A 13,063-nucleotide genomic window follows, 5' to 3' on the forward strand; every position below is an offset into this window, starting at 1 on the left:
TCACTCTCCGTCGCGGTGCGCGGAACGGTGCGGGTGATGCACAATCGCAGCGAACCAGCACATCGAGGCCCCGGCCTCCCGAGACCCGCAGGGACGACGACTCTTGCGAGCACGCAGCAGCCGCATGGGGGCACCACCCACGCCGTTCAGGCAGTGGGGGAGTACCGGCGAAGAGGTGGGTCGATGAGCATGTACCGGGACCGGGTGCACCGAGGATCCGCCAGAGCCACCGTGCTGCGCACGGTCGGCACCCGCGAGCGGCGCTCGCTGCTGACCGCCCCCCGGGTGCCCACCGTCGGCATCGACATCGGCGGCACCAAGGTCATGGCGGGGGTGGTCGACGCCGACGGCGCCATCCTGGAGAAGGTCCGCACCGAGACGCCGGACAAGTCCAAGAGCCCCAAGGTCGTCGAGGACACCATCACCGAGCTGGTGCTCGACCTCTCCGACCGGCACGACGTGCACGCGGTCGGCATCGGCGCGGCCGGCTGGGTCGACGCGGACCGCAGCAAGGTGCTGTTCGCCCCGCATCTGAACTGGCGCAACGAGCCCCTGCGCGACCGCCTCGCCGGCCGCCTGGCCGTGCCCGTCATGGTCGACAACGACGCCAACACCGCCGCCTGGGCGGAGTGGCGCTTCGGTGCCGGCCGCGGCCAGGACCACCTCGTCATGATCACGCTCGGTACGGGTATCGGCGGCGCGATCCTGGAGGACGGCGCGGTCAAGCGCGGCAAGTACGGCGTGGCCGGTGAATTCGGCCATATGCAGGTCGTCCCCGGCGGCCACCGCTGCCCGTGCGGCAACCGCGGCTGCTGGGAGCAGTACAGCTCCGGCAACGCCCTGGTGCGCGAGGCCCGTGAGCTGGCCGCCGCCGACTCCCCGGTCGCGTACAACATCATCGAGCGGGTCGGCGGCCGGGTCGGCGACATCACCGGACCGCTGATCACCGAGCTGGCCCGGGAGGGCGACGCGATGTGCGTCGAGCTCCTCCAGGAGATCGGCCAGTGGCTCGGCGTCGGCATCGCCAACCTCGCCGCCGCCCTCGACCCGTCCTGCTTCGTCATCGGAGGTGGCGTCAGCGCCGCCGACGACCTGCTGATCGCCCCGGCCCGGGACGCCTTCCGGCGCCAGCTCACCGGGCGCGGTTACCGTCCCGAAGCCACCATCGCCAAGGCTCAGTTGGGTCCCGAGGCCGGCATGGTCGGCGCCGCCGACCTGGCCCGACTGGTGGCCCGCCGCTTCCGGCGCGCCAACCGGCGCCGCGTCGAGCGCCACGAACGCTATGAACGGGCCGGCCGCCGATGACCGACACCGACCTGCACTCCGTCCACGACGACCACCAGCCGCCCGCGCCGCCGCGCGCCAAGCGCCGCCGTCCGCTGCTGATGGCGCTGATCGTCTTCCTGCTGATCGCGATCCCGGCCGGCTATATCGTCATCTCCGCCGAGCAGAGCCGCGACAGCGGCGAGGGCAAGGAGCTCGAGGCCGCCGCCACCGGCCTGACCAACGCCTTCCCCTCCAAGGTCCAGCAGCGGATCTACAACGTCCCGGTCCCCGTCGGCTCCACCCCGGTCTACTACTACGAGACCAACTCCTGGCAGACCAGCGCGCTGTTCGTGCAGTTCCGGACCAATGAGTGGGGCCTGGAGCACTACCTCGCGGCCGTCGGCACCAGCACCGCCGCCCTCAAGAAGGACCGGATGACCATCCCGCCCGGCCAGGCGGCCAAGGTCGGCTGGGACCTGGGCACCGACGGCCCGTGGGCCGGCACGACGACCACGGACCGTTCCCCGCACCCCTCCCAGCGGATCATGGTCAGCTACGACGAACCCGGGCACCCGGTGGTCTACACGGTCTCCACCGTGAAGTTCTGAAACCGCTTGCGCAGTCGCGTGGCCTCGGCGAGCAGCGGCATGCCGTTGCCGTCGTCCACGAACGCCGGATCGGAGACCGATATGAGGTTGCCCCACGCCCCGGCCTGAACGACGTCCAGATCGGCCCGGGTGCTGACTGTAAGGGTGTCGCTCTGCCTGCGGGGGCCGAGGTCCTCGATCACCTCGTCGATCGTGTCCAGCGAGCGGGCGAACGCGGCAGCCCGGACGGGATCGTTGGCGACCAGGTACCCCCGAATCCCACCGACGCGCGCTGATCCTGCGCGTCCAAGCCTTCATTCAAGGGCACTTACGCCTGCTCCCGCACGTCTGGAGCTTCCGGGAGCGGAGCGACTATTCAGCGTTGCTATGTACCAGTAGTCAGTGTTACTTTGTACCGGTAGTCAGCAACACTGAATAGCTGGAAGGGTGTCCCATGGGTAAGCAGGGGACGGAGATGCTCAAGGGAACGCTGGAGGGCATCGTCCTGGCGATCCTGTCCGGCCGGCCTGCCTACGGATACGAGATCACGGCGTGGCTGCGGGATCAGGGCTTCACCGACATCGCCGAGGGCACCATCTACGCGCTGCTGGTCAGGGTCGAGCAGCGTGGCCTCGTTGACGTGGCGAAGGTCCCGTCCGAGAAGGGGCCGCCGCGCAAGGTGTATTCCCTCAACGCGCAGGGACGGGAACACCTCGAAGAGTTCTGGAGGACCTGGAGCTTCCTCGCAGAACGGCTCGAACAGCTCCGCAAAGGAGGCAGTTGACCATGTCCGACGCTGAAAAGGGCGGCTTCTTCTCAAAGATGATCGGCCCCAAGAAGCGGTGGCGGGCGTACCAGGCGCGCGTAAGGCAACTTCCGCCGAACTACCGCACGGCGGTCGAAGCGATCGAGCACTACCTGATGCACTTCGTGCCGACCGACGCCGACAGCAGTGCGTCGATGTTCGAAGACCTCGCCGACCTCTTCGAGCAGTCCGCGGCGGACGGAACGCCGATCCGCGAGATCGTCGGGGAGGACCCCGCGGAGTTCGCCGAGGCGTTCGCTCAGAACTACTCGGAGGATGGCTACGTCCCCGCCCGTGCACGCAAGCGGCTGACCGACGCCATCGAGCGCGCCGCCGGCGAAGACACCAAGACGGACTGATAGCAGACAGCACACCTCAACAGCCGCTATCAGACCGCTTGTTGACGGTTCAGCGATTGCGCCCTCGGGGCCGCGAACCGGGCCACGTCGAGCTCCTCCCCACCCTCGTGCGGCGCTGATGGCAGCCCATGAGCGCCGCGCCGGGAGAGCCTTGCCGATCGCGCACTGCACGTATCCAACAGTTGCAACAGGTAAGGAGATTCATGATGGGAAGAGGCAACACCGGTTTCTCCGACGCAGGGCTTCGCAGACTGCGTGAAGTGCTGTTACGGCATGTCGAGTCCGGACGGATTCCCGGGCTCGTCGCCCTGGTCGGCCGGGGCGAGGAGATACACGTCGAAGCGATCGGCACGATGCGCCATGACGGTGGCGCACCGATGCGCCGGGACACCATCTTCCGGATGGCCTCGACGACCAAGCCGGTCGCGGTGGCGGCGGCGATGGTCCTGCTGGACGAGTGCCGGCTGCGGCTGGACGACCCGGTAGATCAGTGGCTGCCCGAACTCGCCGACCGACAGGTGCTGAAGCGGCCCGACGGCCCGCTGGACGACACCGTGCCGGCGCGGCGGCCGATCACCGTACGGGACCTGCTCACCTCCACCTTCGGGCTCGGCCTGGAGACGACGGCGATGGGCTCCCCGATGATGGCCGTGCTCTTCGAGCAGGGGGTTTACGGCCAGGACTGGTTGCTGCCGGCACCGGAGCCGGATGAGTGGATGCGCCGCCTCGGCACGCTCCCGCTGATGTACCAGCCCGGCGAGCGGTGGCAGTACAACATCAGCGACGACGTGCTCGGCGTGCTGGTGGCCAGGGTCACCGGCCGGCCGTTCGAGATGTTCCTGCGCGAACGCATCCTGGATCCGCTGGACATGAAGGACACCGGTTTCCACGTGCCCGCCGACAAGATCGACCGGCTGCCGCCCCTGTACGCCCCCGATCCGCAGACCGGAGAGTTCCTCGTGGCGGACGAGGCCGAAGGGGGACACCACAGCAAGCCGCCGGCGTTCCCGTCAGGCGGCGGCGGACTGGACTCCACCGTCGACGACTATCACGCCTACTTCCGGATGCTGCTCAACCAGGGGAGGCACGGGTCCCAACGGATCCTGTCCCGGCCCTCCGTCGAGCTGATGACCACCAACCGCCTCACCCCCGAGCAGCTGACCGCCCGGGAAACCTGGGCCCGCAACATCGTCCATCTGTCACACGGCCAGGGGCAGCACGGCGGCTGGGGCTTCGGGATGGCGGTGCGCACCTACCGTGGTGACTTCGCGCCCCTCGGCCAGTTCGGCTGGGACGGCGGAGCCGGCACCACTACGTACGCCGACCCGGCCAACCAACTCGTCGGCATCCTGCTCACCCAGACCGGGATGTCCACCCCGGATTCGGCGCGGGCCATCCACGACTTCTGGACCACGCTCTACCAGGCCATCGACGACTGACACCGAGCCCGCGGCCGCTGCGTCCACGCCGACGACAAGTTTCTCGGCGCCGCATAAGGCATCGTCGATCGCGTTCTAGTGGTTGCCGGCCACGGTGGGCACCACCATGACGGGGCAGGCAGCCGTATGGAGAGCTTCGGCGCTGACGGAGCCGAGCATCAGCCTGCGCAGTCCGGTGCGGCCATGGGAACCCACCACGAGAAGCGATGCGCCCCGTGACGCCTCCGCCAGAATGGTCGACGTACGTACCCGCTCGACCCGGGTGCGTACGTCGACTCCGGGGTAGCGTCCGGCGCGTTGGGCGGCCTCGGCGTCCAGGATCCGCAGAGCTGCCTCGTCGAGAGCCTCGAAGTCCGGCACGGGGCGGCTTGCTGCTTCGACGCCATACATCAAGGAGCTCCTCTCCTCTCGGTCGCGGGTCAGATCTCCCTCCGGGGCGCCTGGCTCAGCCGAGTACCCGTGCCTCCCGGCGCTAAGCACCTTTCCTTTGCGGGGCTCTCCGTTACCAGGCCCAGGCCAGGCCCGCTACCAGGCCCCGACCCAGGCCGTTCTGGCGGCGCAGCCATACAAGGCGCAGCCACACATAACGTCCGGCGCCGGGGCGCCTCGGGCGCGTCGTTCGGATCATGGTGTCCCGGCCGGCCCTCCGGGCGGCAGCTTCTACGCGAGCGGCAGGGCGCTCTCCTCCTGCCTGCTCGTCGGACGCTCGTGCGAATCCGTCTGTCAGCCTTCCCGGATGAAGCCCTCCCGCACCAGCCAGTCCTTCGCCACCTCGTGCGGGTCCTCCCCGTCCACGTCCACCCGCGCGTTCAGCCGCTGGGCCTCCGGCCCCGTCAGGCGCTTGGTGATCGGGGCGAGGAGGTCGGCGATGGCGGGGTACTTCCTCATCGTGGCGCTGTTCATCTCTGGTGCCGCGTTGTAGTTGGGGAAGAAGTGCCGGTCGTCCTCCAGCACCTTCAGCTTGAGTTCGGGAATGCGGCCGTCGGTGGTGGCCGCCACGCCGAGAGCGCAGGCCGCGCCCTCGGCGACCTGGGTGTAGACGACGCCGTCGTCCATCTTTTTGAAGTTCCCGCGCCGGAGGGCAAATCCGTACGTCTTCGCCACGCCCGGCAGACCGTCCTCGCGCAGCGAGAACTCGCTTCCGCCGCAGATCGTCGCCGCACCCGGGTCTTTCTTCGTCAGACGTGCCACGTCGGAGAGTGTGCGCAGCCGGTACTTCTGCGCATTCGCCTGGTTCGCGACCAGCGCGTAGGTGTTGTTGAGCGGGGCGGCGGCCAGCCAGGTGATGCCGTTGCGGCGGTCCTCCTCGCGTACGGCCTCCCACTGCTCGTACGGGTCGACGACCCGCTTGGTGTGACCGAGGTAGGTGATCCAGGCCGTGCCGGTGTACTCGTACATCCCGTCCGCCGCACCGGACTTGACCGCCTCGCGGGCACCGATGGAGCCCTGGATGTTCGTCCGGTCCAGGACTTCCGCGCCGGCCGCTTTGAAGACCAGCCCCATGATCTGGCCCAGGATGATCTGCTCGGTGAACTCCTTTGAGGTCACGGTCAGTTGGGCGCCCTCCAGCGGTCGCCCCTTCCCGATGGAGCCGGGCTGCACCGAGTCGGCCAGCGGGCTGCCGCTGGTCAGTCCGCAGCCGCTCAGCCCTGCGACGGCGAGCAGCAGGGCGCCCGCGCCCGCGACGGCTGTCCGTAACTGCGCCAGGCTCATCAGTCCACCTCCAGGCCGCATGGGCGTAGCAGTGCCCCGAGGCCGGCTTGATGAGGCCCGCACGATGCCATCGAATCCCACCATCCGGTCGATCACGCGCTGCATGTCGGCATCCGAGCGTGCCACCAAACGGCACAGCATGCCACCACCCCGCCAGCGGCGAGGAGCACTTGGCCGCGCCCGACGGGAGCCGCATCACCGGCTCAGCAAACTGGCCCAGGTCAGGTCCTCGTCCGCGTCGGCCTGGGCCATCAGCGCGGTGAACGCTCGCTCCCAGGTGCCGTCGAGGGCCCACATCCGTAGAAACTGCCTAGCTCTGCGGGACGTCCTTGACGAACAGCATGCCGTCGATGTCCGTCAGATGGGCCGGGGCGAGCGGGGCGTAGCCGAACCAGGGGGACACGCGGGGCGCGGGCCGTGTGTCGCTGAGGGCGGAGGCCAGCCGTGGGGCGTCGATGATGCAGCGGTCCTCCGGGAGCGTGTACAGGAGTCCTTCGACGGTGTCCGGCGGCGGGGTGTCCACTCCCTGGTGCCGGATGGTGCCGAGGGCCGTGGCCACGAAGGCGTACTCCTCGCCGAGCTGGGCGCTCACCAGCGCACCGGCGCTCCACCACTCCACCGGGCCCTGCCACATCTGCATCGAGCTCTTCGGCCGCTGAAGATGGGAGTTGTGGGCGTGGATGAGTGCCGGGCACCGTGCGGCGAGGGCAAGGAGGTTGTCGGCCATCATCAGATCCCGCAGCGCACACAGCCGGGTCATACGGGCCGGTGAGGTGTCGGCCATCCAGTGGTGGTAGCGCAGCAGACCGGTCGCGGTGCGCCCGTACAGGCGCGCCCTGTCCCCGTCGTCCCGCGAGGACGTCGCCCTCAGGTGCGGTATCTGGGCGTCGAGCAGCGCCACCAAGTCATCGGCGAGCAGCCGCAGTTGACCGGCTTCGGCCGACTGCCCCACGGACTGGGCCGGGTCCATCATCGCGTCGGGATTGGTCCACCGGTCATCGCCGCCGAGCAGTCGGTCGAGCGCTTCCCCGGTGCAGGGGAGCAGGTCCGGGTCCACCCGGGCAGAGAGGTAGCCGTGGAGTGCGGTGAGGGCCTGCCGGGGGCTCGCGGCGCCGGTGATCTCCAGCGGGCCGTCGAACCCGGCGAAGCGGAGCTGCTCGGACGCGGGCCGGCCGTCGTTGTAGGCGCGCATCCAGCGCACGAGCTCGCGGTTGGCCGCGGACGCACCGAACCCGTGGCTGAATCCGTGCGCCATGACCTCGTCGAGGGTGCCCGTACCCGAGGTCACGTAGTCGTCCACGACCAGGCCCATCAGACAGTCGCTCTCGATCGCGATCGTCCGGTAGCCCTCGCGCTCGATGAGCTGCCGGAAGAGCTCGTTGCGCAGGTCGAGCAGAGTGTCCTCGCCGTGGGTGGGCTCGCCCAGGGCGAGCAGTCGCGGCCGGGCCGGGAGCAGCCCCATAACGGCGGCGGCCTCGACGGCATGGACGGAGTCCTTGATGTCAGTAGCCATGCCTTCAACGGTATCGTTGAACCTTCGGTTGAAACTTTTCCACGACCACGGCGGAGCCATGGCACGAAACCTTCAAAACGGCGAACGCCTCAGGCCGATTGATCTGGCCCGCGGGCACGGTCTGTCCACGCAGGCGGTCAGGAACTACGAGGAGACCGGCATCCTTCCGGCCGCCGGTCGCACACCCCACGGCTACCGCACCTACACCTCGCTGCACGCGTTGGCCCTGCGCGCGTTCCTGGCCCTGATCCCCGGCCACGGCCACCAGACGGCGACGTCAATCATGCGGGCGGTGAACGAGGGCGCGGCAGAGGAGGCGTTCCGCCTCATCGACGAGAGTCACGCCCAGCTCCTCGACGACCGCCGCACCCTCCAGGCCGTGGAGAACGCCCTGCGCGACCTGGAGCCCGCGACGGCGTCCGGTCCTGATGCGGGGCCCGAACCGGCCACCGCGTCCGCGGCCGGCGGCACCTTCATCGGGCCGCTGGCCGGGAAGCTCGGCATCCGGCCCGCGACGCTGCGCAAATGGGAGCGCGCCGGGCTGGTGCGTCCGCACCGCGACCCGGTGACCGGGTACCGCGTCTACAACGAGGCCGACGTACGGGACGCCCGGCTGGCCCACCAGCTCAGGCGGGGCGGCTACCTGCTGGAGCAGATCGCCCCGCTGCTCGCCCAAGTACGGGCGGCCGGCGGGCTGGAGCCCCTGGAAGGCGCCCTGCGCGACTGGCACGGCCGGCTGTCCGCCCGCGGGCGGGCGATGCTGACCGGGGCCGCAGAGCTGGAGGCGTACCTCCGCGCGCGCGAATGAGGCTTCGTTCGCGGCGTGCAGATCAGTGGCGTACGTCGCCATGGCGGGGAACGCCGCTGACTCACCATCAGCCGCCCCCTCCGCCAACGACGTCGCGATCAGCGATCAGCGATCAGCGACCAGCGGTCAACGATCGGCGGTCAACAATCAGCGGTCAGGTAGCGACAGTCACCGTAGCGATGAGCCCATAGTCCAGCTCCGAACCATCGACGAGCAGCGCCTCGACCGTGCGCGTACTGGGGTCGATGTCGGCCACGATCCCGTGTCCGGCGTAGCGGGGATAGCCCGAGGCGCCCGTCTCGCCCGTCGCCTCGACGACCGCCGATCGCACGGCTGAGTCCTCCACGGAGGCACCGCCCCTGTCCTCAACATGTTCAGGGATCAACAAGATCGTGAAGCGCCGCGGCTTTGTAGTCACGCTCCGATATTTAAGTGTCTGCGCCGCCGGCCGTGGGACAGGCGCGCGGCATCGGAGCTGCGATATGCGGGTGTTTGCCGGACCTGGATACGGCCTCGGCGTTGACGTTGATGTCGCTACAGGTTGACGCCGCCGGTGACGTCGATCTTGGTGCCGGTGATCCAGCGAGCGTCGCGGGAGGCCAGGAGGCCGACCGCGTCGGCGATGTCCGGAACCTGGCCGATCCGGCCGAGGGCGGTCCGGCTGATGTTGCGCTCCAGATTCGCCGGGTCGGCCAGCACTCCGGCGGTCATGTCGGTGTGGGTGAATCCGACGACGACGGAATTCACCGTGATTCCGCGGGGGCCGAGGTGCTTGGCCAGGGTGTGGCTGAACACGTCGAGTGCGCCCTTGGTGAGCGGATAGCCGATGCCGTGGGAGGAAGCGATACGAGTCGAGACGGACGAGATGTTGATGATCCGGCCACCGTCGCGCAGTCGTGGCAGCAGTCGCTGGGTGAGGAAGAACGGAGCCTTGACGTTGACGGCGACCATCTGGTCGAACTCCTCAGGGGTGAGAACCTCGATCGGCCGCCCCATGAGATTGAGCCCCGCGTTGTGAACCAGGATGTCGATCGCCGATTCCCCATGTGCGCGCAGTCCGTCCTCCAGCCCAGCCATGAGCGTCTCCACGTCGCCGGGAACCCCCAGTTCAGCGCCCACGGTGAACGCCCGGCCACCGGCCTCGGCGATGCTCGCGGCGGTCTCCCTGGCCGCTGCCTCGTTACTCCCGTAGTGCACGGCGACCAAAGCACCGTCCCGCGCCAGGCGTTCGGCGATACCTCGCCCGATGCCCCGGCTGCTGCCGGTGACCAGCGCGACCTTGCCGGTGAGGTTTGCCATGAGCACTCCTTGTTTGTGTTGCGCAGAGTTCTCCTCATTCCATAGGTAAGGTTAGCCTCTCCTAAGTCGGCTGTTCTTTAGGTTGTTGGCACGGTCGGAGGTGCTGTCCCGGCTGGGGGCTGGCTCGCGTGAGAGCGGGCCAGGGTGTCTTGTCGCGGATACGGCGGCCGCCGGTGCGGGATGGCGCCGGCCGGAACCGAGTTGGCGAGGTGTGTCCCGGCCCACCGGCCAGGAGGTTCGGGCGGCCACGGAGCCGTTCTCCCGTACGACTTACAGCGCCACAGGCTCCGTTGAGGGCATGCGTGCGCACTGGCGGCAGGCGCGGGCCGAGCCGGCGATGACGGCGTGCGACAGGGCGGCGAGGGTGCCGGCCGCTGCGGTCAGCAGCCAGTTCTCGGCGAGGACCGAGGCGGTGGCGAGGGCGAGGGTGGCGACGGCCATGGATGCGCTCGCGGTGGTGGCAGTCCAGGCGATGGTGAGGGGCAGCCGGTGGGGGGTGGGGAGCCAGCGGGCCAGGGTGCCGGTGGTGGCCAGGGTCGCCGCGGCGAGCAGGACCGCGGCGCCGGAGACCGAGGCGAGGTGGACCGCGAGCCACTGCGCGGTGCGCGGCACCTGGGAGTCCTGGATGTTCCCGGCGTTCTGTACCAGGTACCAGCAGGCGATCAGAAAGGGGGCGGTGAGGGCCACGGCGCGGGCCGTGTGCCGGGCCTGGGCAATCGTCAGTTCGCGCTGGCAGCTGTCGGCCAGGTCATCGGCCGAGCCGAATTCCTCCACTGCCTGGCGGACCGCGAGCGCGTACGGCACGCCCTCGCGGGTGAGCGCCGCCACGGTTTCGGTGAGCCCCTCGCGTACTTCCCCCACCATGCGGGACTTGGCCTTGGCGGGGCCGCGCAGGGCGGCTTTCAGCGTGGTGACGTACTCCTCGACGGGATCTCCGGGATTTCCAGGGGCATTCGGACCCTCGGCGTCGGCGTCGGAGGTTTCGGCCTGCTCGCTCGTCGTGTTCATGTGGCCAGGCCGCGCGGCTTGGGTGCCGCGGGGTTGAGGACCGAGCTGATCGCGGTGGTGAAGTCCCGCCAGGCCGTGCGTTCGGTGGCGAGGTGGCGCTGTCCGGCGTCGGTCAGCTCGTAACGGCGCCGCTGTCGTTGACCTGCGGATTCCCAGCTGCTGCGCAGCAGACCGAGCCGCTCCAGCCGCTTCAGCGCCGGGTAGATGGTGCCGGTGCGCAGTTCGAGTGCACCGCCGCTGCGTTGCTGCACCGCGGTGATGATCGCGTAGCCGTGCAGCGGGCCCGGTTCAAGAACCGCCAGGAGCAGACCATCCAGGTGTCCACGTACCGCGTCCTGTCTCATGGGTGGGCAGCCTACGCATGCCCCTGCGGAAGTGCTACCCGTTGCGACAAGCGCGCTGTGGACGACGGCGTCGACCTCGCCCGCGCCCCCGGCGCCGGGTACGGCCTGCCACGGTTCGCCCTCTCTCGGCGCAACTTCCCTTCCCTGCCGCCCTGCCACGCCATTGGCCGACCTCGCGGGCACGCCCCGCGTCGTACATGTCTCGACCGACGAGGTCTATGGCAGCATCGATCAGGGATCGTGGAGCGAGGCCACGTCGAGGGTCACTGCCGGGGCATCCACCTGGTCGCCGAGCGCGGGGTGACGGGTGAGTGCTACCACGTGGCGGGCACCGCGGAACTGACGAACCGTGAGCTGACCGGGCTGCTGCTGGACGGGCTCGGCGCCGACTGGTCACACGTCGAGCGGGTGGCCGACCGCAAGGGGCACGACTTCCGCTACTCGCTCAGCGACAAGAAGCTGCGCGCCCTCGGCTACACACCCGAAGTCTCCTTCGCTCAGGGGTCGGCCTCGACGGTCGGCTGGTACCGGAGCCACCCGGACTGGTGGGGGCCGCTCGTCGGTGACCGGTAACTCCCGTGTCGGCAAAGCCTGGTGAGTGGGGTGCGCGCCGTCCTCGTACCGCATGCGCCATGCGTAGGCCGCCTACCCAAACCGGCCCGAGGTGTGCTACCTCTCTTATGTTGGTAGCCAATCTATTGGTAGGAAACCCTGAAGGGACCCCTGGTGACCAAGCTGCTGCTGTCCCTGCACGTTCTGGCGGCGATCCTGGCGATCGGCCCCATCACGGTCGCGGCCTCGATGTTTCCCCGCTACGCCAAACCGCCGGCCCTCGACGCCGAGGGCCCGCATGACCACGACACCCGCACGGCGGCGTTCCTGCACAGGATCTGCCGCGGCTACACGATCGTCGCCATCGCGGTACCGGTCTTTGGCCTCGCCACCGGCGCGGCGCTGGGCGTGCTGACCGACGCCTGGCTGTTGGCGTCGATCGCCCTGACAGGAATAGCCGCGGCCGTGCTGCTGGTGTCGATCCTGCCCGGGCAGCAGCAGCTGCTCGGCCAACAGGAAATAGCGGCTGCCGGTACCGGCGCGGAGAGGGGAGCGGTCTCGGGTGCGGCCTCAGGTGCGGGCTCGACGGGCAGTGGCGCAGCCGGAGTCGGAGTCGCGGACGAAGCCGGAATCGTGGCCGAAGTCGAAGTCGGAGCCGAAGTCGGTACGAGCACGAGCACAGTGGCGGCACAGCGCTCGGCCGCGGCGAAGCTCGCCATGACCACCGGCATCTTCAACCTGCTCTGGGCGACCGTCGTCGTGTTGATGATCGTCCGCCCCGGCTCCACGACGGGAGCCTGATCCCTGTGCGCATCCTGCGGATCGCGGCGGCGGTCGAGGCCCTGTCCCTCACGCTGCTACTGCTCAACCTCTTCACCGTGCACACCCAGGTGATCACCTCGCTGGGCGGTCCGGTGCACGGCACGGCCTACCTGACGACGATTCTCGTCGTGCGGCTCATCCCCGCCCTCACTGTCCCGGGCGCCACCCCGCGCGCCTTCGTCCCCGGCGTCGGAGGGTTGCTCGTCCTTCGGCGGATCGAGCGACAGACGCCGTCGGCACCGGCCCACCGACCCACGCCCACGGACCCGCGGTAGACGTCCGTGGCGCCAACACACAGTCGAGGAAGGGGATGCTGTGCTGCGGCCGGCCGCCCAGCACGGGGTGCCGGCCACCGTGCACAACACCGGGCACGGGAGGCGATTTGCGTCCAGCAGCAGCTAGTTGACGATGCGTCAGCAACCCCTAAGTGAACGGCACTCACCGCCATCCGGCATGATTGACCATACGATGGCGTATGGAGAGGGTGCGCGCGACCAGGTGGCACGCATGCACATGCATCGCTGTGTCGGCGTTTCGTGAGGTCATGC

Annotated in this window: 17 protein-coding genes; 9 read left to right on the top strand and 8 right to left on the bottom strand. The window is 69.2% G+C overall.

The genetic code is table 11. From position 1 onward, the window contains the following. The first annotated feature begins 183 nt into the window (after positions 1-183). Together AC3EUV_RS28515 and AC3EUV_RS28520 are read left to right on the top strand one after the other, a co-directional pair. Positions 184-1,305, top strand: coding sequence for an ROK family glucokinase (locus AC3EUV_RS28515; protein ID WP_190838507.1), 1,122 nt, complete (start codon positions 184-186; stop codon positions 1,303-1,305). Continuing rightward, positions 1,302-1,874, top strand: a complete 573-nt coding sequence (locus AC3EUV_RS28520; RefSeq protein WP_432145229.1) for a hypothetical protein — start codon at positions 1,302-1,304, stop codon at positions 1,872-1,874. The genes AC3EUV_RS28515 and AC3EUV_RS28520 overlap by 4 nt, the downstream gene beginning before the upstream one ends. On the opposite strand, the gene AC3EUV_RS28525 is transcribed toward AC3EUV_RS28520, so the two are convergent. Then, positions 1,847-2,131 carry a DUF6333 family protein gene (locus AC3EUV_RS28525; RefSeq protein WP_435604196.1) on the bottom strand — a complete coding sequence of 95 codons (285 nt, stop codon included), beginning with the start codon at positions 2,129-2,131 and terminating at the stop codon, positions 1,847-1,849. The two genes, AC3EUV_RS28520 and AC3EUV_RS28525, sit on opposite strands and share 28 nt — an antisense overlap. Positions 2,132-2,307: 176 nt before the next feature. Here AC3EUV_RS28525 and AC3EUV_RS28530 point away from each other — a divergent pair, with 176 nt between their 5' ends. From AC3EUV_RS28530 to AC3EUV_RS28540, 3 genes are all read left to right on the top strand, one after another. Further along, positions 2,308-2,637 (top strand): PadR family transcriptional regulator, encoded by a 330-nt coding sequence (locus AC3EUV_RS28530; RefSeq protein WP_432145228.1) that lies wholly within the window; start codon positions 2,308-2,310, stop codon positions 2,635-2,637. A gap of 2 nt (positions 2,638-2,639) precedes the next feature. Continuing rightward, positions 2,640-3,017 (top strand): DUF1048 domain-containing protein, encoded by a 378-nt coding sequence (locus AC3EUV_RS28535; RefSeq protein ID WP_432145227.1) that lies wholly within the window; start codon positions 2,640-2,642, stop codon positions 3,015-3,017. Positions 3,018-3,223: 206 nt separating this feature from the next. After that, positions 3,224-4,456, top strand: a complete 1,233-nt coding sequence (locus AC3EUV_RS28540) for a serine hydrolase domain-containing protein (protein WP_435604178.1) — start codon at positions 3,224-3,226, stop codon at positions 4,454-4,456. A 75-nt stretch (positions 4,457-4,531) separates the two neighbouring features. Here AC3EUV_RS28540 and AC3EUV_RS28545 read toward each other — a convergent pair whose 3' ends face one another. The 3 genes from AC3EUV_RS28545 to AC3EUV_RS28555 all read right to left on the bottom strand — a co-directional run bounded on the left by AC3EUV_RS28545 (position 4,532) and on the right by AC3EUV_RS28555 (position 7,682). Continuing rightward, positions 4,532-4,846, bottom strand: coding sequence for a universal stress protein (locus tag AC3EUV_RS28545; RefSeq protein WP_432145225.1), 315 nt, complete (start codon positions 4,844-4,846; stop codon positions 4,532-4,534). Positions 4,847-5,179: 333 nt separating this feature from the next. Further along, positions 5,180-6,169: a glycine betaine ABC transporter substrate-binding protein gene (locus AC3EUV_RS28550; RefSeq protein ID WP_432145224.1), complete on the bottom strand. Its 990-nt coding sequence runs from the start codon at positions 6,167-6,169 to the stop codon at positions 5,180-5,182. Between the two features lie 310 nt (positions 6,170-6,479). After that, positions 6,480-7,682, bottom strand: coding sequence for an erythromycin esterase family protein (locus AC3EUV_RS28555; protein ID WP_432145223.1), 1,203 nt, complete (start codon positions 7,680-7,682; stop codon positions 6,480-6,482). 58 nt (positions 7,683-7,740) lie between these two features. Here AC3EUV_RS28555 and AC3EUV_RS28560 point away from each other — a divergent pair, with 58 nt between their 5' ends. Next, positions 7,741-8,490, top strand: a complete 750-nt coding sequence (locus AC3EUV_RS28560; RefSeq protein WP_432145222.1) for a TioE family transcriptional regulator — start codon at positions 7,741-7,743, stop codon at positions 8,488-8,490. Between the two features lie 154 nt (positions 8,491-8,644). Here the strand turns inward: AC3EUV_RS28560 and AC3EUV_RS28565 are convergent, their stop codons facing one another. From AC3EUV_RS28565 to AC3EUV_RS28580, 4 genes are all read right to left on the bottom strand, one after another. Next, the gene (locus AC3EUV_RS28565; RefSeq protein WP_432145221.1) at positions 8,645-8,908 is read right to left on the bottom strand and encodes a hypothetical protein; all 264 of its coding nucleotides are present in this window, start codon (positions 8,906-8,908) and stop codon (positions 8,645-8,647) included. 116 nt (positions 8,909-9,024) lie between these two features. After that, on the bottom strand, positions 9,025-9,789 hold the full coding sequence (locus AC3EUV_RS28570; protein WP_432145220.1) for an SDR family NAD(P)-dependent oxidoreductase: 765 nt from the start codon (positions 9,787-9,789) through the stop codon (positions 9,025-9,027). 270 nt (positions 9,790-10,059) lie between these two features. Continuing rightward, positions 10,060-10,797 carry a permease prefix domain 1-containing protein gene (locus tag AC3EUV_RS28575; RefSeq protein WP_435604179.1) on the bottom strand — a complete coding sequence of 246 codons (738 nt, stop codon included), beginning with the start codon at positions 10,795-10,797 and terminating at the stop codon, positions 10,060-10,062. Then, positions 10,794-11,141: a PadR family transcriptional regulator gene (locus AC3EUV_RS28580; protein WP_432145218.1), complete on the bottom strand. Its 348-nt coding sequence runs from the start codon at positions 11,139-11,141 to the stop codon at positions 10,794-10,796. Before AC3EUV_RS28580 ends, AC3EUV_RS28575 begins: the two co-directional genes overlap by 4 nt. 240 nt (positions 11,142-11,381) lie before the next feature. On the opposite strand from AC3EUV_RS28580, the gene AC3EUV_RS28585 reads away from it, so the two are divergent. The 3 genes from AC3EUV_RS28585 (at position 11,382) to AC3EUV_RS28595 (ending at position 12,790) form a co-directional block, all read left to right on the top strand. Next, on the top strand, positions 11,382-11,714 hold the full coding sequence (locus tag AC3EUV_RS28585; protein ID WP_435604180.1) for a hypothetical protein: 333 nt from the start codon (positions 11,382-11,384) through the stop codon (positions 11,712-11,714). A 153-nt stretch (positions 11,715-11,867) separates the two neighbouring features. Then, complete coding sequence (locus AC3EUV_RS28590) at positions 11,868-12,494, top strand: hypothetical protein (protein WP_432145216.1); 627 nt, start codon at positions 11,868-11,870, stop codon at positions 12,492-12,494. A gap of 5 nt (positions 12,495-12,499) precedes the next feature. Continuing rightward, positions 12,500-12,790 carry a hypothetical protein gene (locus AC3EUV_RS28595; RefSeq protein ID WP_435604181.1) on the top strand — a complete coding sequence of 97 codons (291 nt, stop codon included), beginning with the start codon at positions 12,500-12,502 and terminating at the stop codon, positions 12,788-12,790. The last annotated feature ends 273 nt before the right edge of the window (positions 12,791-13,063 follow it).

Source organism: Streptomyces sp. bgisy130 (assembly GCF_057708345.1).

Excerpts from the sequence above, each read along its gene's own strand:
- AC3EUV_RS28515 (WP_190838507.1), top strand. The coding sequence starts at position 184 with ATGAGCATGTACCGGGACCGGGTGCACCGAGGATCCGCCAGAGCCACC.
- AC3EUV_RS28520 (WP_432145229.1), top strand. The coding sequence starts at position 1,302 with ATGACCGACACCGACCTGCACTCCGTCCACGACGACCACCAGCCGCCC.
- AC3EUV_RS28530 (WP_432145228.1), top strand. The coding sequence starts at position 2,308 with ATGGGTAAGCAGGGGACGGAGATGCTCAAGGGAACGCTGGAGGGCATC.
- AC3EUV_RS28535 (WP_432145227.1), top strand. The coding sequence starts at position 2,640 with ATGTCCGACGCTGAAAAGGGCGGCTTCTTCTCAAAGATGATCGGCCCC.
- AC3EUV_RS28540 (WP_435604178.1), top strand. The coding sequence starts at position 3,224 with ATGGGAAGAGGCAACACCGGTTTCTCCGACGCAGGGCTTCGCAGACTG.
- AC3EUV_RS28545 (WP_432145225.1), bottom strand. The coding sequence starts at position 4,846 with ATGTATGGCGTCGAAGCAGCAAGCCGCCCCGTGCCGGACTTCGAGGCT.
- AC3EUV_RS28550 (WP_432145224.1), bottom strand. The coding sequence starts at position 6,169 with ATGAGCCTGGCGCAGTTACGGACAGCCGTCGCGGGCGCGGGCGCCCTG.
- AC3EUV_RS28555 (WP_432145223.1), bottom strand. The coding sequence starts at position 7,682 with ATGGCTACTGACATCAAGGACTCCGTCCATGCCGTCGAGGCCGCCGCC.
- AC3EUV_RS28560 (WP_432145222.1), top strand. The coding sequence starts at position 7,741 with ATGGCACGAAACCTTCAAAACGGCGAACGCCTCAGGCCGATTGATCTG.
- AC3EUV_RS28570 (WP_432145220.1), bottom strand. The coding sequence starts at position 9,789 with ATGGCAAACCTCACCGGCAAGGTCGCGCTGGTCACCGGCAGCAGCCGG.
- AC3EUV_RS28575 (WP_435604179.1), bottom strand. The coding sequence starts at position 10,797 with ATGAACACGACGAGCGAGCAGGCCGAAACCTCCGACGCCGACGCCGAG.
- AC3EUV_RS28580 (WP_432145218.1), bottom strand. The coding sequence starts at position 11,141 with ATGAGACAGGACGCGGTACGTGGACACCTGGATGGTCTGCTCCTGGCG.